The organism is Williamsia herbipolensis (assembly GCF_036153515.1).
GTDB classification, from domain to species: Bacteria; Actinomycetota; Actinomycetes; order Mycobacteriales; family Mycobacteriaceae; genus Williamsia_A; species Williamsia_A herbipolensis.
Genome location: NZ_CP108021.1, coordinates 4,488,044 through 4,508,428, shown reverse-complemented (window position 1 = coordinate 4,508,428; position 20,385 = coordinate 4,488,044). Strand labels below are relative to the sequence as shown.

The window sequence follows — 20,385 nt, the reverse complement described above, 5'->3', positions numbered from 1 at the left end:
GCGCGCGGAATCGACGCACCGATTCAGGGTGAACACCGATGGTGCGCGACCCGTCGGCGCACCAGGATGGTCGGCATGGACACGGAGACTCCGAACCGGAACCCGGGCACGCCGAATCCCGGCGCGATCAATTCCGAGACGCTGCACCGGATGTGGGACACGCGGCCCGTCCGCACAGGCGGCGACCGCACCGTCGCCGGCGTGTGCGGCGGTGTCGCACAGCGATACCGCATCGATCCGACGCTCGTGAAGGTCGCGTTCGTCGTCGCCACGTTGTTCGGCGGCAGCGGCATCGTGCTCTACATCGCCGCGTGGGTCACCTTCCCGTCCGACGGCGTCTCCGACGGCGTGTCGCGACGCGATCGGCGCGACCGGTTCCGGGCCGCGCGTGGTCGTCGCGGGCGCCGGCGGCACGTTCACGGACAGGACGGTCGGGGGCCGCACCTGTCGCCGCCGGTCGTGGTGCTGGTGATACTCGTCGTCGCCGTCACCTCGTTCGGCCCGAACGTGGCCTGGGGATCGGGTGGCCTCCTCGGAGCAGCGCTGATGCTCCTCGCGTGGTGGCTGCTGTATCAACGGTGCCCCGATCCCGTGGCCGGCACCTCCGCCGACACCGTCGGCGCGGCCACCCTGGCAGCCACCGAGACCTTCACCCGCTGGACTCCCCGTGCCTGGACCGACCCGGCCGCCGCCGGCGCCACGGCCGCAGCACCTGTCGACCTGACGAAGGACCGCTCGGCAACCGCCGACACGGACTCCGACACCGGGCCGACGACAGAGATGCAGCGCACACCACCGGCGTGGGATCCCCTGGGTGTCGCCCCGTTCGCCTGGGATCTGCCCGAACCCTCCGATCCCGCTCCGACCTATCCGCCCGCCACACGGAGACCGCGCTCGGCTCTCACCCCGATCACCCTGGGTGTCGCCCTACTGGTCGCGGCCGCAGCGACGACCGCGGCATTCGCCGGCGTCTCCGCCCTCACACCGGTCCGCATCATGGCCTTGTCGCTGGCCGTCGTATGTGTCGGTCTGCTCGTCGGGGTGGTGTCGCGGCGCGGTTCGGGCCTCGTCGGGCTCGCGGTGATCCTCGCGGTCGGCGTCGTCGGCGGGTCACTGCTGTCGGGCAGCGATCTGCTGCCCGGAGGCGGCGTGGGACAACGTGAATGGCGACCGCTGACCGAGGCCGACATCGCCGCGCAATACGACCACTCGGTGGGGCAGGCGACACTCGACCTACGATCGGTGACGCTCACCGCCGACCGGTCGGTGCGGGTACGCGGCGGCGTCGGCGAGATCCGGGTCATCGCTGCGAAGGGGATGAACCTCGACACCCGGTGCCGGGTGATCGTGGGTGACCAGACGTGCCCGAGCGGTGTCGACGGCGGTGACGACGGTACCGCGGGTCCGGTTCTGCGCGTGGACATCTCGAACGTCCTCGGACAGGTGACGGTGGATCGTGGATGACGAACGGGGCCTGCGGCCCGCCCAGGCACTCGTCGGGGTCGCCGGTCTCGCGATCGCCCTCTGGGGACTCGCCGGATCACCGGAGGTCACCGACACCGCTGTCCTGCGATGGGCCGCGGTCGGGGTGGCCGTGATCCTCGGGGTGGCGCTGATCGTCGTCGGCGGCGTCAGTCGCCGCAAACACTGACCCCACCCCAGTTGGGCACGTAAATACCGCAGTTGGGCACGTAGATACCGCAGTTGGGCACGTAAATAACGCAGTTGGGCACCACACTGCACCGGGGCTGCACTACCCGCCCAACCGACGGCATTACGTGCCCAACCGGCGTCGTTACGTGCCCAGCTGGCGTTGTCGGGCGCCGAACTGGGGGGCTACTCCCACTCGATCGTGCCCGGGGGCTTGCTGGTGACGTCGAGGACCACGCGGTTGACCTCGGCGACCTCGTTGGTGATGCGGGTCGAGATGAGCTCGAGGGTCTCGTAGGGAACGCGGGTCCAGTCGGCGGTCATGGCGTCCTCGCTCGACACCGGCCGCAGGACGATCGGGTGTCCGTAGGTCCGCCCGTCACCCTGCACCCCGACACTGCGGACGTCGGCGAGCAGCACCACGGGGCACTGCCAGATGGTGTCGTCGAGTCCGGCCGCGGTGAGTTCCTCACGGGCGATCAGGTCGGCGGCGCGCAGGATGTCGAGCCGTTGCGCGGTGACCTCACCGACAATGCGGATCGCCAGGCCGGGACCCGGGAACGGTTGGCGCGCAACGATCTCCTCGGGCAGACCCAGCTCGCGACCGACCGCCCGCACCTCGTCCTTGAACAGCAGGCGCAGGGGTTCGACGAGGGCGAACTCGAGATCCTCGGGCAGTCCGCCGACGTTGTGGTGACTCTTGATGTTCGCGGTGCCGCTGCCCCCGCCGGACTCGACGACGTCGGGATACAACGTCCCCTGCACCAGGAAATCGACACTCGAGTCGGCATCGCCGATCACGTCGGAGACCGCACCCTCGAACGACCGGATGAACTCGCGACCGATGATCTTGCGTTTGGTCTCGGGATCGCTGTGCCCGGCGAGCTCACGGAGGAAGGTCTCCTCGGCGTCGACGGTGATCAGGCGGGCCCCGGTCGCGGCGACGAAGTCCTTCTGGACCTGTTCGCGCTCGCCGGCACGCAGCAGACCGTGGTCGACGAAGACGCACGTGAGCCGATCCCCGATCGCCTTCTGCACCAGCGCCGCGGCGACCGCGGAGTCGACGCCGCCCGACAGACCGCACAGCGCGAGACCGGTCTCGCCGACCTGGGCGCGCACCTGCTCGACGAGGGCGTCGGCGATGTTGGCCGCCGTCCAGCTCGGTTCGAGCCCGGCGACCTCGTAGAGGAAGCGCGTGAGCACCTGCTGGCCGTGTGGGGTGTGCATGACCTCCGGGTGGTACTGCACTCCGGCCATCCGGCGTTCCAGGTTCTCGAACGCCGCGACCGGCGCACCCGGGGTCGACGCGGTGACGGTGAACCCGGCGGGGGGCTCCTGCACGGCGTCGTTGTGGCTCATCCACACCGGCTGGCTCTCGGGCAGACCGGAGTGCAGAACCGACTCCCCCGTCAGCGACAGGGTGGTGCGGCCGAACTCACGGCCGCCGGTGTTGGCCACCACCCCGCCGAGCTCGTTGGCCATGGCCTGGTAGCCGTAGCAGATGCCGAACACGGGGATGTCGAGGTCGAGGACGGCGGGGTCGAGACCCGGCGCGTCCTCGGCGTAGACCGACGCCGGGCCGCCCGAGAGGACCAGCGCCACCGGGTTTTTGGCCTTGATCTCCTCGATGGAGGCCGAGTGGGCGATCACCTCGGAGTAGACACGCGCCTCGCGGACCCGCCGTGCGATGAGCTGCGCGTACTGCGCGCCGAAATCGACGACGAGGACGGGGCGGGGGGCGGCCGATTCGGCAGGCGACGAAGCGGCCGGGCTCGACTGTTCGGGTGCGGTCACGCCGCTCAGTCTAGGCGCTGACCCCGTCGCGGCTGACCTGCGCGGTGGGCAGCAGGGCGTCATCGGATCGCGGCGCCGTTCCACCCGAGGTGATCGCCACGATGGGCAGCCGCAGGGCACCCGGTGCACTGTCGGGGACCACCGGCGCCTGCGGGGCGACGGCCTCGAGGCGACGGTAGGGCTGAGCCTGCGACGGACGTGTGTCGGCCTCGTTCTTGTTGGGCCAGAACGACATCGCACGTTCGGCCTGCGCGCTGATCGACAGCGACGGGTTCACGCCGAGGTTCGCGCTGATCGACGCACCGTCGGTGATGTGCAGCGTCGGGTAGTTCCACACCCGGTGGTACGGGTCGATCACGCCGTTCGACGGCGAGTCCGAGATGACGCACCCGCCGAGGTAGTGCGCGGTCATCGGCATGTTGAACACGTCGCCCCAGGTCCCGCCGGCCAGTCCCCCGAGCTTCGCCGCGACGCGCTGTGCCGCCTCGTTGCCCTTGGGGATCCACGTCGGGTTGGGTTCGCCGTGGCCCTGGCGGCTGTTGACGAACCGGAACGGCCCGAACCGCTGGACGAACGTCGACAGCGAGTTGTTCTTGTTCTGCATCACCAGCAGGATCACCGTGCGCTGCGACCAGTTGCGCACGTTGATGAGCTGCAGCAACGCGAACGGGTTCTTCCGTACCTCGTCGAGGAACTTGAGGAAGCGGTTCCGCCCGGGCTCACCGTCGGTGAGCATCGTCTGCAGCAGCCCCATCGCGTTGGAGCCCTTGCCGTATCGGCACGGCTCGATGTGGGTGTCCGACGCCGGGTGGATCGACGAGGTGATGGCGACGCCCTCGGAGAAGTCGTCGGTCGGGTCGACCTTGCTGCGCATGGCCCCCAGGATCGATTCGGAGTTGGTGCGGGTCAGCTGACCGAGCGCGTCGGACAGGGCGGGCAGCGACCCGTCGTCCTTGGCGAGGTGGAGCAGTTTCTGGGTGTTGTACGTGCCGGCGGCCACGATCACCTGACCGGCGGTCAGCGTGCGCCGACGCGCGCCGAGACGGGTCCAGGTGCCGGTGCGCTCGGTGTCGACCGACCACGAACCGTCGGCGTGCGGGTGCAACCCGGTGACGGTGGTGCGGTCGAGGATCTGCGCGCCGTTCCGCTCGGCGAGACCCAGGTAGTTCTTCAGCAGGGTGTTCTTGGCGCCCACCCGGCAGCCGGTCATGCACGACCCGCACTCGGTGCAGGCGGTGCGTTCCGGTCCGGCGCCCCCGAAGTAGGGGTCGGGCACCGTCTGCCCGGGCTTGCCCTCGCCACCGGTCTTCTCGCCGAAGAACACACCGACCGGGGTGGGGCCGAAGGTGTCGGCGACACCCATCTCCTCGGCGAGTTCCTTCATGACACGGTCGGAATTGGTGAAGGTGGGGTTGGTGACCACGCCGAGCATGCGACGCGCCTGGTCGTAGTGCGATTCGAGCTCGTCGTCCCAGTCGGTGATGTGTCCCCACTGCGGATCGGTGAAGAACGGCGTCGGGGGCTTGTAGAGGGTGTTGGCGTAGTTCAGCGAACCGCCGCCCACGCCGGCGCCCGCGAGCACCATCACGTCGCGAAGCATGTGGATCCGCTGGATCCCGAACAGCCCCAACTTGGGCGCCCACACGAACTTGTTGAGACGCCAGCTGGTCTTGGCGAAATCCGGGTCCTCGAACCGACGGCCGGCCTCGATGACACCGACGCGATAGCCCTTCTCGACCAGCCGCAACGCGCTCACGCTGCCGCCGAAACCCGATCCGATGATCAGGACGTCGTAGTCGTGCGTACCGGGAGTGGGCATCGGGTCACCTCGCGACAGATCGTGTGATCGCGTCACCGGAGACGGACTGAACCGCTATGACGCAGACCTCATCGTACAACACCCATTGTCAGATTCGACGAACTGTCCACGTTCCCGCACAGCCCTCGTCACACCGGTCAGGAGTGCGCGGTGAGCCCGACCTTCTGGAACTCCTTCAGATCGGAGTAGCCCGCCTTCGCCATCGACCGGCGCAGACCGCCGACGACGTTGAGCTGCCCGAACGGCTCCGACGACGGACCGTGCAGCACCACATCGAGGCCGGGACGGTCGTCGCCGAGGGCCACCTGCAGCAGGGCGCCGCGGGGAAGCGAGGGGTGAGCGGCCGCTGCGGTCCAGAACCAGCCCTGACCCGGCGCCTGCGCGGCGGCGGCGAGCGGGGTACCCAGCATCGCGGCGTCGGCGCCACACGCGATCGCCTTGGCGAGGTGACCCGAGGTGTGGATGTCGCCGTCGGCGATCACGTGCACGTAGCGGCCACCGGTCTCGTCGAGGTACTCGCGGCGCGCGGCCGCGGCGTCGGCGATCGCCGTCGCCATCGGCACACCGATCCCCAGCACCTCGCCGGTGGTGGTCGACCCCTCGGCCGAGCCGTATCCGACGATCACGCCCGCCGCGCCGGTCCGCATCAGGTGCAGCGCGGTGCGGTGGTCGTGGACGCCGCCGGCGACCACCGGGATGTCGAGCTCGCTGATGAATGTCTTGAGGTTCAGCGGTTCACGGCCGTCGTGCGAGACGTGCTCGGCGGAGATGATCGTGCCGTGGATGACCAGCAGGTCGACCCCGGCGGCGACGAGTGTCGGCGTGATCTCCTGCGCGTGCTGCGGGCTGACGCGCACCGCGGTCGTCACCCCGGCCTCGCGGACGCGGGCGACGTTCTCCCCCAGCAGTCCCGTGTCGAGCGGGGCGGCGTGGAGTTCCTGCAGGCGTCGGATGGCCGCCGACGGATCGACCTCCTCGATCGCGATCGCGATCACCTCGGCGATCTTCGCCTCGACGTCGCGGTGCCGCGCCCACAGTCCCTCACCATTGAGGACGCCGAGCGCCCCCAGTCGACCGAGTTCGATCGCCGACTCCGGCGAGACCAACGCGTCGGTCGGATGGGTCAGGATCGGGGTGTCGAAGCGGTAGGCGTCGAGCTGCCACGCCGTCGACACCTCGCTCGACGAGCGGGTCCGCCGTGACGGCACGATGTTGATGTCGTCGAGTTCGAAGGTCTGCCGGGCCGTTCTGCCCATGCCGATGTCCACCAGGTCACGCACCGGTGCACCTTTCCGTTGTGAGCCGCTCCCCCGCGGGTGTCGCCGAAGACCGGCGGCACCCTCTGATCGGGGCGATCAGCGCGAATAGTAGTTCGGTGCCTCGACCGTCATGGTGATGTCGTGCGGGTGGCTCTCCTTGAGTCCGGCCGCGGTGATCTGCACGAAGCGGGCCTCCTGCAGGTGCTCGATGGTGGCCGAACCGGTGTAGCCCATCGCCGCGCGCAGCCCGCCGCGGAGCTGGTGGATGACCTGGGTGAGCGGGCCGCGGAACGGCACCCGACCCTCGATGCCCTCGGGGACGAGCTTCTCCTCGGCGAGCACGTCGTCCTGGAAGTAGCGGTCCTTGGAGAACGACTTCTTCTCGCCGCGTCCCTGCATCGCGCCGAGCGATCCCATGCCGCGGTAGCTCTTGAACTGCTTGCCGTTCACGAGGATGAGTTCACCGGGCGCCTCGGCGGTGCCCGCGAGCAGCGAGCCCAGCATCACCGTCGACGCACCGGCGGCCAGCGCCTTGGCGATGTCGCCGGAGAACTGCAAGCCGCCGTCGGCGATCACCGGGACCCCGGCGCGCTTGCACACCGCGACCGCCTCCATCACCGCGGTGATCTGCGGCGCCCCGACGCCGGCGACCACACGGGTGGTGCAGATGGATCCGGGCCCGACGCCGACCTTCACCGCGTCGGCGCCCGCGTCGACGAGTGCCTGGGCGGCCTCGCGCGTCGCCACGTTGCCGCCGACGATCTGCACACGGTCGCCGACCTCGGCCTTGAGCTTGGCCACCATCTCGAGGACGAGACGGTTGTGGGCGTGGGCGGTGTCGACGATGATCACGTCCGCGCCGGCGTCGGTGAGCGCCATCGCCCGGGCCCACTGCTGATCACCGGTGCCGATGGCGGCGCCGACGAGCAGGCGACCGTCGGAGTCCTTCGTGGCGTCGGGGTGCTGCTCGGTCTTCACGAAGTCCTTCACCGTGATCAGACCGGTGAGCTTGCCGTTGCCGTCGACGATGGGCAGCTTCTCGAGCTTGTTGCGCCGCAGCAGACCCAACGCGGCCTCGGCCGACACGCCCTCCTGGGCGGTGATCAGCGGCGCCTTGGTCATGACCTCCGAGACCGGGCGGTTCTGGTCGACCTCGAACCGCATGTCGCGATTGGTGATGATGCCCAGCAGGTTGTCGTCGGCGTCGGTGACCGGCAGCCCGGAGATACGGAACCGCGCACACATCGCGTCGACCTCGGCGAGGGTGTTCGTGGGGCTGCACGTGACCGGGTCGGTGACCATGCCGGCCTCGGACCGCTTGACCGTCTCGACCTGACCCGCCTGGTCGTCGATGGACAGGTTGCGGTGCAGCACGCCCATACCGCCGGCCCGCGCCATGGCGATCGCCATCCGCGATTCGGTGACGGTGTCCATGGCGGAGCTCACCAGCGGCACCTTGAGTCGGATCTCGCGGGTCACCTGCGAGGAGGTGTCGACCTCGCTGGGGATCACGTCCGACGCCGCCGGCAACAGCAGCACGTCGTCGAAGGTGAGACCCATCATCGCGACCTTGCCGGGGTCGTCGCCGCCGGTGCGCACGGCCGGTGTGCTCGGCGTGGTGTCGAGGGAGGCCTGGTGGTCGGTGGGTGGGGTCATCGTCAGATCAACCTCTCGATGGTGTCGTCGGATTCCGGGGTCAACCGTCCGCGCCGATCTCAACGGGCGTGGGTGGCGATCGCGCGACGTCCTCGGGATGGACGACGCTGCCGTGGGGTGCCGACGTGTCGTCCCATCGTATAAGCCCCGAGAAGACCGGGGTGACGAGGATCCGTCGGTGGCATTTGCGATCAGCGGGAGTACTGAGGTGGCGCCCGACGCGTGTCGCTGACTACGGTGGCCGTGTGCGCGACCACCTGCCGCCGGGCCTGCCCCCGGATCCCTTCGCCGATGATCCGAGCGACCCCTGCGCGGCCCTGGATTCGGTGGAACCGGCGCAGCCGCTCGACGCCGAGGAACGCCTCGCGGTCGAGGAGGATCTCGCCGATCTCGCGGTGTACGAGGCCCTCTTGGCCCGACGCGGTGTCCGGGGTCTCGTCGTCGTCTGCGACGACTGTCAGCTCGACCACTACCACGACTGGGACATGCTGCGCGCGAACCTGTTGCAGCTGTTGGTCGAGGGCACCGTCCGCCCGCACGAGCCCGCCGTCGACCCGTCGCCCGAGGCGTACGTGACGTGGGACTACTGCCGCGGTTACGCCGACGCGGTCATGCACACCGACGAGGACTGAGCTCGCGAACCTCGGTCCTCACCTGGCCGAGGGCTCCGGTAGCTAGCGCGCCGGGGTCGTGGTCGTCGTGGTGGTGGTCGTGTCCGACGGCGCCGCACTGGACGGAAGCGGGGTCGTCGTGGTCGGCGCGGTCGACTTCGGGGGCATCGGACGCAGCAACAGCGTGCGTGGGTCCGGGACGTTCGACGGGATCTCGATCGAGGGAAGCGTGACGTCTGACGGCAGCTGGATCGGCGGGATCCCGGAGATCGACGGCAGATTCGTGATGGACGTCAGCGGGTTGTTCGGGATCGGTCCGACCTGCTGGGCCAGACGCTGCGTCCAGTCCTGCATCCGCTGACGCGAGTCGTCGCCGGACATGCCGCCGACCTTCTTCTGCGCCTCCACCAACAGTTCCGCAGCACGGCGCTTGTCTCCCGTCGACAGGGCCTGTTCGGCCTGTTCGAGGTTCGACTGCGCATCGGCCGAGGCCACGGTCGCGCTGGCCGCGGAACCGAACATCGCCTGCTTCACACCCCACAGCGGATCGCCGGGGTTGGAGTTCTGGGCCAGCACCGTGACCGCACCGAACGCCACCAGCGCGACCGAGGCCGCACCGGCGACGACCCGCAGGCGACGCATGGCCGTCCTCCGCGAGTCCATTCGGCCGCCACGGGCGATCTCCGCCTCGATCTCGTCGATCGTCGGTCCCGAGGGCATCGGGACGGCGTCGATCTCGTGCCGCCAGCCCGCGAGGAGGGAAGCGAGCTGCTGATCGGACGCGTCGGCACCGAAGCCGCCGGGCATCTGGTTGCGGGCCAGCGCGTCGAGGAGGCGATCGTCGGCGCGGACGGCCTCCATGTCGACCGTCACCGCGTCGGCTCCGTCGGGTGCGTTTCCGCCGTGTGCGTTCACTGTTTCCCACCGACCAGAGCGGTCACGTCCGGACGGACCTCGACCGAAGGGCGACGTGCGATCGTCGTCGTTCATCGTCCCTCACCTGCTCTCGTCATCTCGTTCTTCAACTTGTTCAGGGCCCGGTGCTGCGCGACGCGCACCGCGCCGGGCGTGCTCCCGACCGCATCGGCGGTCTCCTCGGCCGACAGCCCCACCACCAGGCGCAACACGAGGATCTCGCGCTGCTTCTCCGGCAGCCTGCTCAGCAGGCGATCCATCCGCCTGCTCGCATCGGCGTTCAGAGCGGCCTGTTCGGGGCCGTCGTCGACGTCCATCGTCTCGGGGATGGTCTCGAACGGATCGGACTTGATCCGCGCGGCACCACGATGCGCGTCCGCCACCTTGTGTGCGGCGATGCCGTACACGAAGGCCATGAACGGCCGCCCCTGGTCGGTATACCTGGGCAGCGCGGTCATCACGGCCATACAGACCTCCTGCGCCACATCGTCGGCGGACAGCGTGTGCCGTTCGCCTGCCCCCACCCTCGCCCGGCAATACCGCACGACGAGGGGTCGAACACTCTCGAGTACATCGGAGAGAGCAGACCGACTACCCCGCCCTGCGGCGGCGACAGCGCGATCCAACTCGTCACCTGTGAGAATCATCGTCGAGTGAGGTCCCTGCGTTACATGCGTCGGAGTTCGGGTGGGCGGGGCGGTTCGGGTGGTCGGACCGGCGTGCGGCGGAGGAGAGCCGGCGGGGTGGGCCGTCGTGCGGCGCCAACTCGGTAGTCAGCTTAGCGAGCGGTCGAAGGGTCACATCGGTGTCCTGGCATCCGACCGGACACCTCTGCACCTACCGAGCCGGCTGCAGGTGCCCGCCGCGTGCGTTCACCGCCTGACGTGCCCGCGCCTCCTGCTCGTCCGCCCAGCGTGAAGTGGGCTGGTCCAGGTGCGGCGACAGACCCACGAGCAGCGCCGCCGCAGCCCATCGCAACGGGTCGAGCCCCAGACGATCGGCCCCTCGGACGCAGTCGGCGGCCAGATCGATCGCGCCGCCGATGTCGCCGCACGTCGCGCGCGTCGCCGCCTCGATGAGGTCGGTCTTGAGCACGTGCCGCACCGACGGGCACCCCTGCGCCGCGGCGATGGCGGTGTCCGCGCTGCGCCGGGCGCCCACGGGATCGCCGCGATACAGACACAGCTCGGTCCGCACCCACGCTGCGCGCAGCGCGAGTCGGCCGCCGTGCACCCATGTCCACAGGTGCGCGTCGCCCTCGGACTCAGCCCGTCCGATCCCGTCGCGATCCGCCGACCCCGACACGGCGCGATCCAGGAGACGCTCCGCGACATCGAAGGCGGCGAGTCCGAGATGATCGGCGGCCAGCCCCACGAGGGCGTCCGCGGTCGCCGAGGTCGCCGTGGGTGACGGGGGCGCCGCCACCGCGAGCGCCAGGGCGTCCCCGTCGAGACGACGCGCGTCGGCATGCCGGCCGCACTGGCGCAGATGCGACGCCTGCGTCGAGGCGACGAGGGAGAGCAGCGCCGACGAGTGCGGCCCGGCCGCCGTCGCTGCGCGCGACCGCTGCAGTTCTGTTAGTGCGCGTGCGTAGTGACCGCCCGCGCCCAGGGCGACCGCGCGCAGCCATCTGTCGTGGCCGGTCACGCCGTCGTCGACCCCGGACGAGGCACCGACGACGGCGTCGGGACGGGCCCCGAAAGCGATGTCGATCACAGCTGTGGGCCTCCTTCAGGGCATCCGAGCCCCGATTTAGCGAAAAGTTAACCTGCTCGTGACCGACCGATTTCGGCCCGGGTGTCACCCCGAGGTCACCCGCGGATGTCCGCGACGTTAACCACTCGGACCCGATCGGACACCGACGGACATCCGGCCGCGTGCCGACACGGTTGCCACGCACGGCGCGAAGTGCCCTGTGGCGTGGCGATTCACCTCTGTTCACGGCCCGCCGCGACGTCCGATGTGGCCTTCGATCAGACCGGGCACCGACGCAACATCTGCTTAACATCTGGTGTCCCACCAAGGGTTTTGCTCAGCCGTGCGGGCTTGTTGACTGGTTTTCCGACCGTCGCCTACGTTGAGCGAGTCGGGCGGGGACAACGTCGTACTCGACTCCGGAGAACTGCTTCACCCAACCAGTTCACGCCGAAATCGGCACGTACAAGGAGCTCCACATTGCCTCAGCCAAACCACCTTCCCGGACCGAACGCCGACATCTGGGACTGGCAGATGAAGGGCCTGTGCCGCGGTGTCGACTCGTCGATGTTCTTCCATCCCGACGGTGAGCGCGGCCGGGCACGGGCACACCGCGAACGCCGCGCCAAGGAACTGTGCCACCAGTGCCCCGTGATCGCCCAGTGCCGCGAGCACGCGCTCGCCGTCGCCGAGCCCTACGGGATCTGGGGCGGCCTCTCCGAGAGCGAGCGCAGCATCCTCATGAAGCGCGGCGTCGGTCGCCGCATGGCGGGCTGATCGCGCCGCACACCATGTCCACGACGAAGGGCACCCGGGTTCTCCCGGGTGCCCTTCGTGTTCGCTCTGTCTCAGCCGATCATGTCGGACCGCTCAGTGGCTGTGTCCGTGACCGTGGCCGGCGTGCTCGTCGGAGCCGGCCTGCTTCTCGATGATCGCGCTCTCGGTGGTGAGCACCATGCGTGCCACCGATGCGGCGTTGACGATCGCCGACCGGGTCACCTTGACCGGGTCGACGATGCCCTCGGCCAGCAGATCGCCGTAGGTGAGGGTCGCGGCGTTGAAGCCGTGGCCCTTCTCGGCGGCGGCGACGGTGGCGGTGACCACCGAGCCGTCGACGCCGGCGTTGGTGGCGATCCAGTGCAGCGGGGCCCGCACGGCGGTGCGGACCACCGAGACACCGAGGGCCTCGTCACCCGACAGGGTCGCCTGGAGATCGTCGAGGGCCGCCGAGGCCTGGACGATGGCCGAGCCACCGCCGGGGATGATGCCCTCCTCGACCGCGGCCTTGGCCGCGGCGACCGCATCCTCCACGCGGTGCTTGCGCTCCTTGAGCGCGGTCTCGGTGGCCGCACCGACGCGGATCACCGCGACGCCGCCGGAGAGCTTCGCCAGACGCTCGGAGAGCTTCTCGCGGTCCCAGTCCGAATCGCTCGCCTCGATCTCGCGTCGCAGCTGCGCCGACCGGTCGGCGATGGCCTGGCTGGTGCCCGCGCCGTCGACGATGGTCGTCGAGTCCTTGGTGACGACCACGCGGCGCACCGAACCGAGCAGGTCCAGACCCGCCTCGGCCAGCGACAGCCCGATGTCGGAGCTGATCACGGTGCCGTCGGTGACGACCGCGAGATCCTCGAGGAAGGCCTTGCGGCGGTCGCCGAAGAACGGCGCCTTGACCGCGACGGCGTGAATGGTCTTGCGGATCGAGTTCACGACCAGCGTCGACAGCGGCTCGCCCTCGATGTCCTCGGCGATGATCAGCAGCGGCTTGCCGGCCTCGGCGACCTTCTCCAGCAGCGGGAGGAAGTCGGGCAGCGAGGTGATCTTGTCGCGGAAGAGGAGCACACGGGCGTCCTCCAGGACGGCCTCCTGGCTGTCGACGTCGGTGACGAAGTACGGCGAGAGGTAGCCCTTGTCGAACTGCACGCCCTCGGTGACCTCGAGGTCGGTGACCAGCCCCGAGCTCTCCTCGACGGTGACGACGCCGTCGACGCCGACCTCGGTCATGGCCTTGCCGACCATCTCGCCGATCTCGGGGTCACGCGAGGAGACCGTGGCGACCTGGCCGATGGCGGTGGCGCCCTCGACCGGGGTGGCCGCGGCGAGCAGTGCCTCGGAGATCGCGTCGGCGGCCTTCGAGATGCCCGAGCCGAGCTCGATGGGGTTGGCGCCGGCGGTGACGTTGCGCAGTCCGGCCTTGATGATGGCCTGTGCGAGCACGGTGGCCGTGGTGGTCCCGTCGCCGGCGACGTCGTTGGTCTTCGTCGCGACCGACTTCACCAGCTGCGCGCCGAGGTCCTCGAAGGGGTCGGAGAGGTCGATCTCGCGGGCGATGGTCACGCCGTCATTGGTGACGGTGGGTCCACCGAAGGCCTTGGCGAGCACCACGTGGCGGCCGCGGGGCCCCAACGTGACCTTGACCGTGTCGGCGAGCTTGTCGACGCCGCGCTCGAGGGAGCGACGCGCCGCGTCACTGAATTCGATGTCTTTTGCCATGTGTGGCTGCACTCCTGAGAGGTGGTGGGTGGTGCGGGTGCTTCGGTGATGCGAGGTCGGGCGGGCGAACAGACGAGCCCGCCCCGGTCGCCCCCGTGAGGGAGCGCCCGGGGCGGGAACCGTCACCGATCCGTCACCGCAGGGCGGTGGCGGGTCGGTGGGTGATGACTACTTGGAGATGACCGCCAGCACGTCGCGTGCCGAGAGGATCAGGTACTCCTCGCCGGAGTACTTGATCTCGGTGCCGCCGTACTTGCTGTAGATGACGGTGTCGCCCTCCTTGACGTCGACCGGCACACGGTTGCCCTGCTCGGTCACGCGTCCCTCGCCCACGGCGATGACGGTGCCCTCCTGGGGCTTCTCCTTGGCCGTGTCGGGGATGACCAGACCGGAGGCGGTCGTCGTCTCGGCCTCGTTGGCCTGGACGAGGATCTTGTCCTCGAGGGGCTTGATGTTCACGCTCGCCACGATGTGAGCCCTCCACTTTCGGGGTACTGGGCCGGACTGGGGCGTCCGTGCCCGTTTTTCTGATGACAGATGATTACGGCGCCTTGCTCGGTTCCGTCGTCGCGGGAGCCGAAACCTCACTCGGTGCCACCTGGCACTCTATACATGCGAGTGCCAGCACTCAAGTACCCGGGAGTGCCAGCGGCGCGACCGTGGCCCGCCGACGCCGCACCGCGATGACGACCAGGCTCCCGAGGACGCCGAGCACCGACAACACCGAGATCAGGACGATCGCCGACGACATGCCCGCGGGGAGCCCCGAACCCTGCTCACCGCCGGCCTGCGCACTGGTCACGATGGCCGTGACCACCGCGAGCATCACCGCACCGCCGACCTGGATGCTGGTGTTCACCAGCCCCGACGCGAGGCCCTGCTCGTCGTCGGACACCCCGGTGGTCGCCTGGGCGTTCACCGACGGGAAGCAGAGCGCGAAGCCGATGCCCAGCAACACGATGGTGGGCAGCAGGAAGTCGACGTACCCCATGCCCGGCTGGGCACGCAGGAACAGCAGGTACCCACCGACGAACGCCGTGAGCCCGACCGCGATCAGGATCGGCGTGCCCACCCGGTCGAGCACCCGATCCATCCGCAGGGCGCTGGCGACCACCAGCAGACCGGCGGGCAGGAACCCGAGCGCCATCGCGATCGGCGACCATCCCAACGTGTCCTGCAGGTACAGGGTGACGAGGAACTGGAAGGCCACGTAGCTGCCGAACATCACCGCCGCGGACACGTTCGCGTGCACCAGGGTCAACGACCGCAGGATGCCCAGTCGCAGGAGCGGGTTGCCGTGACGCGCCTCGATCAGCACGAACGCGACACCGAACGCCGCCGCGGCGACGAAGAGCCCGATCGTCGAGGGCGCGGCCCACCCCGCCTCCGGGGCAGCGACCACCGCGTAGACGAGGACGAGCAGCGCGCCGGTGCTGGCGAGGGCTCCGCCGACGTCGAGGTGCGACCAGGTGATCGCCGGGCGCCCGGTCCTCGGGATCACCTTCATGCCGGCGAGGAACAGCAGTGCGGCGACGGGTCCGGGGAACAGCAGCGTGGCCTGCCACGAGACCTCGGTGAGCAGACCACCGAACACGAGGCCGAGCGAGAACCCGCTGGCGCCGCAGACGGTGTAGATGCTCAGCGCCCGGTTGCGGGCCGGGCCCTCGGCGAACGTCGTGGTGATGATCGACAGGCCCGCCGGGACGGTGAACGCCGCGGCGACCCCCTTCACGAAACGCAGGGCGATGATCGCCGCATCGACCTGGACGACCGCGCTGACGATCGACGCGACACCGAACACCGCGAGCGCCGCGAGGAAGACCTGCCGACGCCCGAAGAGGTCACTCGCACGTCCTCCCAACAGCAGGAACCCGCCGTACCCGAGCACGTAACCGCTGACGATCCACTGCAGGTGCGATTGATCCATGCCGAGATCGGCGCCCATGGACGGCAGCGCCACGCCCACCATGGAGATGTCGAGACCGTCGAGGAACAGGGCGCCGGCAAGCACGACGAGCAGGATCCACGTCGCCGTCGCCCACCCTCGCGCCGATGTCACCTCGTGCGCGTCGCTCCCCTGATGCGCCGTCCCCGCCCGGGCTTCCCCCTCTGTTCGTGACCCGACGTCGGTCGGGTCGTCCGCTGGTGTGACCGGTGAATGAACTGTCATGCGGAGAACCATATGCAATTGCATTGAATGTGTCTACAAATAATTTGCCTGCAAATAATGCGACCACATCTGGTAGCATCGGCCCATGTCCGACGACGTGCACACACCCACCTCGGGTGGCTCCTGTGACGAGGACGCCCTCGCGGCCGCGTGGCATCAGCTCACCGTCCGGTATCACCGGCTGCACTGCGAGATCGACCGGACCCTCGAGGCGAGCCACCAGATCAGCGGGAGCGAGTTCGAGGTCCTCGAACTGCTTGCCGCGCAACCGGACTGTTCCCTGCGGATGAGTGAACTCGCCGGCCAGGTGCACCTCAGTCAGAGCGCGTTGTCGCGACTGGTCGCGGGTCTGGAGAAGAACGGCCTCGCGCAGCGGACCATGTGCGAGAACGACCGTCGATCGGTGTTCACCGCGCTGACCACAGCCGGGCGCGACCTCTACGAGCGAGCGCGCCCCGTGCAGCGTGCGATCCTTCGTGCCGCCACGGTGGACGCCGACACCGGGTCGCTCTGCGGCGCCGACGATTTCGCGGCCGCCGCCGCCCCCGTGGACGACGGTTCGCGGGTCAGTACGCGCTGATCTGCACCGACATCCCCGGATCGGTGGCCACCGTCAGCGGCGAGGTCTGTGCACCTCCGGCGATGACGTGGGCACCCAGCGTCGCGATCATCACCCCGTTGTCGGTACACAGGCGCGGACGCGGGACCCGCAGCGTCACACCGGCATCGGCGCATCGCTGCGCGGTCAACGACCGGATGCGGGAATTCGCGGTCGCGCCACCGCCGAGGACGAGCGTGTCGACGCCGGAGTCCTCACAGGCACGCATCGCCTTGAGGCTCAACACGTCGGCGACGGCCTCCTGGAACGACGCGGCCACATCGGCGAGCGGGATCGGATCGCCGGCCCGCTCACACTTCTCGACGAATCGGGCGACCGCCGTCTTCAGTCCGCTGAACGAGAAGTCGTAGCGCGCGTCCCGCGGGCCGGTCATGCCGCGCGGGAACCGGATCGCGGTCGGATCTCCCTGCTCGGCGGCGGCATCGAGCGCGGGGCCACCCGGGTAGCCGAGCCCGAGCAGGCGGGCCACCTTGTCGAAGGCCTCGCCGGCCGCGTCGTCGACGCTGGTGCCCAACTCGACGATCGGCGCACCGAGATCGTCGACCCTCAGCAGGTGGGTGTGCCCACCCGACACCAGCAGCGCCACGCACTGCGGCATCGGACCGTGTTCGAGGGTGTCGACGGCCACGTGTCCGCCGAGGTGGTTCACCGCGTAGAGGGGGATGTCCCACGCTGCCGCATAGGCTTTCGCGGCCGCTACCCCGACGAGCAGGGCGCCCGCCAGACCCGGCCCGATCGTCACCGCGATCGCGTCGGGACGGTCGACGCCGGCGACATCACGGGCGCGGGTCATGGTCGGCACGATCGCCTCGAGATGGGCACGCGAGGCGACCTCGGGCACCACGCCGCCGAAGCGCGCGTGTTCGGCGACGCTCGAGGCGACCTCGTCGGCGAGCAGGGTGGTCGTCGCGTCGTCGTTCCACCGCACGATACCGACACCGGTCTCGTCGCACGAACTCTCGATCCCCATCACGATCACGAGTCACCGCCCCCCTGCCGCGACGACGCCTCGCCGCTGCTGCGCGGCGGTCGTCGCATCGTGTACGCATCGGCACCACTGGGTTGGTAGTAGCGCTTGCGCAGCCCCATCTGTTCGAAGCCGTTTCGGCGATACATGTCGATGGCGACGTCGTTGTCGGTGCGGACCTCCAGGAACACCTCGGCCCGATGGGAGTCGGCCACCTCGAGCATGGCCGCCATCAGCGCTGCACCGTGCCCGGCGCCGCGGTGCACAGGATCGACCGCGATGGTGTGGATCTCGCATTCGAACGTCCCGATCCGACCCAGCAGCGAGATCCCCGCGTACCCGATGAGCGTCTGCCCGTCGGTGTCACGGGCGGCGAAATAGCGATTGTGCGGCGAGGCGATCTCCGCGGTGAACGCCTCGACCGGCCACGGCGATTCGTCGGGGAAGATCATCGCCTCCAGCTCGGCGCAGCGCGCGGCGTCGGCGGGGGCCAGTGGACCGATCATCGGGCGCGATCCGCGGTGGCGACGGCGTCGGGGCGCCGCAGATACAGCGGGACAACGGGTTCGGGGGTGGCCCACGATTCCACCGAGGGACGCGCCGTCGCGACCAGACCTGCGGTGGTCGGTGACGTGGCCGCGTCGACGTGCTGCGCTCCGATGAGGCGGACGTGGTCGGGCGACCCGACCGTGACGTCCGGGGCCTGCTCGCCGCGCAACCACTCGATCAGGTCTGCAGGGGTGTCCACGGCGGGACCGGCCAGGCGGCCGTCGGGTCCGTATAGCGCCCAGTAGACCTCACGACGACGGGCGTCGGTCACGACGAGGACCCGCCCTGCGCCGGTCGTGGCGGCGTCGGAGGCGATCGCGTCGAGCGAACACACCCCGTGCAGCGGCAGTCCCAGCGCGTCGGCGAATGCCGCCGCCGTGGCCATCCCCACACGCAGCCCGGTGAACGGACCCGGCCCGCACCCCACCACGACGGCGTCGAGGTCGGCGCGGGCCACGCCGGCCTCGGTGAGACAGTCGAGGATCAGGGTGGTGAGGATCTCCGCGTGGCCGCGCGGGGTGTCGACGGCGCGTTCGGCGCGCACCACGATCCCGTCGCCCGGGATCACCTCGGCGACCCCGGTGGTCACCGTGGGTGTCGAGGTGTCGATGGCCAGAACAAGCACGGTCGCCGAGCCTAGGTGAGGTCGGCCGACGCGCGCCAACCCCAGGTGACCGTGCGCTCGTCCGAGTCGGGATCGGATCCGTCGGGGTTGCGCTGTAGGCGTACGAGCAGATGCCGGTCGGTGAGTCGTTCGGCGACACCGGCGCCCCATTCGACGACGACCACGGCGGTGTCGAGTTCGGTGTCGAGGTCGAGGGCGTCGAGGTCGGCGAGCACGTCCGACCCGGTGGTGCCGAGCCGGTAGGCGTCGACGTGCACCAGTCCGATCCCGTCGGGTGTGCCGGGCGGGTGCACGCGGGCGATCACGAACGTCGGTGAGGTGATGCGTCCCTGCACGCGCAGTCCGGCGCCGATGCCCCGCGTCAGGGCGGTCTTGCCCGCACCCAGCGGCCCGTCGAGGATCACGAGGTCACCGGCGGAGAGCTCGGAGGCCAGTCCCGCCCCGAAGGCCTCGGTGTCGTGAACCGTCGCCAGCGTCTGCGTCCGGTCGGTCGTCACGGGGCCACGCTGCGTTGCACGAGTCTCTCGATCGCGTCGGTGACGACGGCAGGCCGTTCGAGGAGCACGAGGTGCCCGCAGTCGGGGACGCCGACGAGTTCGCTGCCGGGCAGCGCGGCGTGCAGGTCGACCGAGTTGGGCAGCGGGGTGAGTTTGTCCTCGTAACCGCACGCCACCACCGTGGGTATCCGGGCCAGGACGGGAAGCGCGCCGGTCTCGTCGTGACTCTCGAGCGACCGGAGGAAGTTGACGACGGTGTCGATCGGGGTGCTCTGGATCATCGCCGAGACGAACGCACTCGTCGCCGGTGAGTGGAACGTCGAACCGAACGCCGCGGCGGTGAACATCGGCGACATGATCACCCGGGTCACCCCGCGTCCGGCCTGTACGGCGCGCGGCGCGGTGCGTACCGAGTACCGGAACGCGTCGATCAGCGGGTTCTGCAATCCCTGACCCAGGCCGGCCTCGGTGATGCCCTTCGCGGCTGTCGCGATGAGCCCGACGCCGATGATCTTGTCGCCGAACAGTTCCGGACGACGCGTGGCGAGACCCATGATGGCCATGGCGCCCATCGAGTGACCGACGAGGACGACGGGGCCGTCGGGGACCACGGCGCGGATGACCGTGGCGATGTCGGCGCCCAGCTGGGCGATGGTCGCCGTGTGCGCCGGTGCCGCACCGGACTTCCCGTGCCCGCGGTGGTCGAAGAACACCAGACGCACACGGTCGCCCCACACCTCCTCGAGCCGCCGGCGCTGGAAGTGCCAGCTGGACAGTCTCATTGTGAACCCGTGGGAGAACACGACGGTCACCGGCGCATCGGGCGGTCCCACCTCGCGGACGGCCAGGGGTACCCCGTCGTCGGCGGTGACGATGCTGGCGCGGTCGGAGTAGATGGTGCGGAAGTTCTCCTCCGCGTTCGGGTCGGCACGGCCGGACGGGCGGCGCGTGAGGTTGCGGGCGACACCGCCGATGGTGACCGCGCCGAGCGCCGCGACGCCCGCGACACCGGCGAGGATCCCGAGTCGTTGTGGCCGTTGGTCTCCGCTCATCCTGGACTCCTCCCACG

20 protein-coding genes are annotated in these 20,385 nt (G+C 69.7%); 5 read left to right on the top strand and 15 right to left on the bottom strand.

The features are described 5' to 3' along the window. The first annotated feature begins 75 nt into the window (after positions 1-75). Both OG579_RS21025 and OG579_RS21020 read left to right on the top strand, forming a co-directional pair. Positions 76-1,464, top strand: coding sequence for a PspC domain-containing protein (locus OG579_RS21025; RefSeq protein WP_328857531.1), 1,389 nt, complete (start codon positions 76-78; stop codon positions 1,462-1,464). Continuing rightward, positions 1,457-1,651 carry a hypothetical protein gene (locus OG579_RS21020; RefSeq protein ID WP_328857530.1) on the top strand — a complete coding sequence of 65 codons (195 nt, stop codon included), beginning with the start codon at positions 1,457-1,459 and terminating at the stop codon, positions 1,649-1,651. Before OG579_RS21025 ends, OG579_RS21020 begins: the two co-directional genes overlap by 8 nt. Positions 1,652-1,836: 185 nt before the next feature. On the opposite strand, the gene guaA is transcribed toward OG579_RS21020, so the two are convergent. The 4 genes from guaA to guaB form a co-directional block, all read right to left on the bottom strand. Continuing rightward, on the bottom strand, positions 1,837-3,444 hold the full coding sequence (gene guaA, locus OG579_RS21015) for a glutamine-hydrolyzing GMP synthase (RefSeq protein ID WP_045822086.1): 1,608 nt from the start codon (positions 3,442-3,444) through the stop codon (positions 1,837-1,839). Positions 3,445-3,454: 10 nt separating this feature from the next. Beyond that, positions 3,455-5,263, bottom strand: coding sequence for a GMC family oxidoreductase (locus OG579_RS21010; RefSeq protein ID WP_328857529.1), 1,809 nt, complete (start codon positions 5,261-5,263; stop codon positions 3,455-3,457). Between the two features lie 137 nt (positions 5,264-5,400). Continuing rightward, the gene (locus OG579_RS21005; protein ID WP_055791445.1) at positions 5,401-6,543 is read right to left on the bottom strand and encodes a GuaB3 family IMP dehydrogenase-related protein; all 1,143 of its coding nucleotides are present in this window, start codon (positions 6,541-6,543) and stop codon (positions 5,401-5,403) included. Between the two features lie 75 nt (positions 6,544-6,618). Then, positions 6,619-8,178, bottom strand: a complete 1,560-nt coding sequence (guaB, locus tag OG579_RS21000; protein ID WP_045822084.1) for an IMP dehydrogenase — start codon at positions 8,176-8,178, stop codon at positions 6,619-6,621. A 245-nt stretch (positions 8,179-8,423) separates the two neighbouring features. On the opposite strand from guaB, the gene OG579_RS20995 reads away from it, so the two are divergent. Continuing rightward, complete coding sequence (locus OG579_RS20995) at positions 8,424-8,810, top strand: DUF5319 domain-containing protein (protein ID WP_328857528.1); 387 nt, start codon at positions 8,424-8,426, stop codon at positions 8,808-8,810. A gap of 42 nt (positions 8,811-8,852) precedes the next feature. Here OG579_RS20995 and OG579_RS20990 read toward each other — a convergent pair whose 3' ends face one another. From OG579_RS20990 to OG579_RS20980, 3 genes are all read right to left on the bottom strand, one after another. Continuing rightward, the gene (locus tag OG579_RS20990) at positions 8,853-9,662 is read right to left on the bottom strand and encodes an anti-sigma-D factor RsdA (protein ID WP_328857527.1); all 810 of its coding nucleotides are present in this window, start codon (positions 9,660-9,662) and stop codon (positions 8,853-8,855) included. A gap of 113 nt (positions 9,663-9,775) precedes the next feature. Then, positions 9,776-10,351, bottom strand: coding sequence for a sigma-70 family RNA polymerase sigma factor (locus tag OG579_RS20985; protein WP_045822082.1), 576 nt, complete (start codon positions 10,349-10,351; stop codon positions 9,776-9,778). Positions 10,352-10,541: 190 nt separating this feature from the next. After that, positions 10,542-11,420, bottom strand: coding sequence for a hypothetical protein (locus OG579_RS20980; RefSeq protein ID WP_328857526.1), 879 nt, complete (start codon positions 11,418-11,420; stop codon positions 10,542-10,544). Positions 11,421-11,879: 459 nt separating this feature from the next. Here OG579_RS20980 and OG579_RS20975 point away from each other — a divergent pair, with 459 nt between their 5' ends. Then, positions 11,880-12,176, top strand: coding sequence for a WhiB family transcriptional regulator (locus OG579_RS20975; RefSeq protein ID WP_045822081.1), 297 nt, complete (start codon positions 11,880-11,882; stop codon positions 12,174-12,176). A 93-nt stretch (positions 12,177-12,269) separates the two neighbouring features. On the opposite strand, the gene groL is transcribed toward OG579_RS20975, so the two are convergent. From groL to OG579_RS20960, 3 genes are all read right to left on the bottom strand, one after another. Next, the gene (gene groL, locus OG579_RS20970; RefSeq protein ID WP_045822249.1) at positions 12,270-13,889 is read right to left on the bottom strand and encodes a chaperonin GroEL; all 1,620 of its coding nucleotides are present in this window, start codon (positions 13,887-13,889) and stop codon (positions 12,270-12,272) included. Positions 13,890-14,057: 168 nt separating this feature from the next. Continuing rightward, positions 14,058-14,357: a co-chaperone GroES gene (gene groES / locus OG579_RS20965; protein WP_045822080.1), complete on the bottom strand. Its 300-nt coding sequence runs from the start codon at positions 14,355-14,357 to the stop codon at positions 14,058-14,060. A gap of 160 nt (positions 14,358-14,517) precedes the next feature. Next, positions 14,518-16,059 carry an MFS transporter gene (locus OG579_RS20960; protein WP_328857525.1) on the bottom strand — a complete coding sequence of 514 codons (1,542 nt, stop codon included), beginning with the start codon at positions 16,057-16,059 and terminating at the stop codon, positions 14,518-14,520. A gap of 85 nt (positions 16,060-16,144) precedes the next feature. Between OG579_RS20960 and OG579_RS20955 the strand changes: the two genes are divergently transcribed. Next, positions 16,145-16,639 (top strand): MarR family winged helix-turn-helix transcriptional regulator, encoded by a 495-nt coding sequence (locus OG579_RS20955; RefSeq protein WP_328857524.1) that lies wholly within the window; start codon positions 16,145-16,147, stop codon positions 16,637-16,639. Here the strand turns inward: OG579_RS20955 and tsaD are convergent. Genes tsaD through OG579_RS20930 form a run of 5 tightly spaced genes read right to left on the bottom strand, consistent with a single transcriptional unit; the run spans position 16,626 to position 20,368 of the window. Continuing rightward, the gene (tsaD, locus tag OG579_RS20950; protein ID WP_328857523.1) at positions 16,626-17,657 is read right to left on the bottom strand and encodes a tRNA (adenosine(37)-N6)-threonylcarbamoyltransferase complex transferase subunit TsaD; all 1,032 of its coding nucleotides are present in this window, start codon (positions 17,655-17,657) and stop codon (positions 16,626-16,628) included. The genes OG579_RS20955 and tsaD overlap by 14 nt on opposite strands. After that, complete coding sequence (rimI, locus tag OG579_RS20945) at positions 17,654-18,151, bottom strand: ribosomal protein S18-alanine N-acetyltransferase (protein ID WP_328857522.1); 498 nt, start codon at positions 18,149-18,151, stop codon at positions 17,654-17,656. The genes tsaD and rimI overlap by 4 nt, the downstream gene beginning before the upstream one ends. Beyond that, positions 18,148-18,819 (bottom strand): tRNA (adenosine(37)-N6)-threonylcarbamoyltransferase complex dimerization subunit type 1 TsaB, encoded by a 672-nt coding sequence (gene tsaB / locus OG579_RS20940; RefSeq protein WP_328857521.1) that lies wholly within the window; start codon positions 18,817-18,819, stop codon positions 18,148-18,150. Before tsaB ends, rimI begins: the two co-directional genes overlap by 4 nt. Positions 18,820-18,830: 11 nt before the next feature. Continuing rightward, on the bottom strand, positions 18,831-19,316 hold the full coding sequence (gene tsaE / locus OG579_RS20935; protein ID WP_328857520.1) for a tRNA (adenosine(37)-N6)-threonylcarbamoyltransferase complex ATPase subunit type 1 TsaE: 486 nt from the start codon (positions 19,314-19,316) through the stop codon (positions 18,831-18,833). After that, positions 19,313-20,368 (bottom strand): alpha/beta fold hydrolase, encoded by a 1,056-nt coding sequence (locus OG579_RS20930; RefSeq protein WP_328857519.1) that lies wholly within the window; start codon positions 20,366-20,368, stop codon positions 19,313-19,315. The genes tsaE and OG579_RS20930 overlap by 4 nt, the downstream gene beginning before the upstream one ends. Positions 20,369-20,385 lie beyond the last annotated feature (17 nt).

Bases quoted from the DNA above. Each gene is read 5' to 3' on its own strand.
- OG579_RS21025 (WP_328857531.1), top strand. From the start codon at position 76: ATGGACACGGAGACTCCGAACCGGAACCCGGGCACGCCGAATCCCGGC.
- rimI (WP_328857522.1), bottom strand. From the start codon at position 18,151: ATGATCGGTCCACTGGCCCCCGCCGACGCCGCGCGCTGCGCCGAGCTG.
- guaB (WP_045822084.1), bottom strand. From the start codon at position 8,178: ATGACCCCACCCACCGACCACCAGGCCTCCCTCGACACCACGCCGAGC.
- OG579_RS20955 (WP_328857524.1), top strand. From the start codon at position 16,145: ATGTCCGACGACGTGCACACACCCACCTCGGGTGGCTCCTGTGACGAG.
- OG579_RS20930 (WP_328857519.1), bottom strand. From the start codon at position 20,368: ATGAGCGGAGACCAACGGCCACAACGACTCGGGATCCTCGCCGGTGTC.
- OG579_RS20960 (WP_328857525.1), bottom strand. From the start codon at position 16,059: ATGACAGTTCATTCACCGGTCACACCAGCGGACGACCCGACCGACGTC.
- OG579_RS21010 (WP_328857529.1), bottom strand. From the start codon at position 5,263: ATGCCCACTCCCGGTACGCACGACTACGACGTCCTGATCATCGGATCG.
- groL (WP_045822249.1), bottom strand. From the start codon at position 13,889: ATGGCAAAAGACATCGAATTCAGTGACGCGGCGCGTCGCTCCCTCGAG.
- OG579_RS20985 (WP_045822082.1), bottom strand. From the start codon at position 10,351: ATGATTCTCACAGGTGACGAGTTGGATCGCGCTGTCGCCGCCGCAGGG.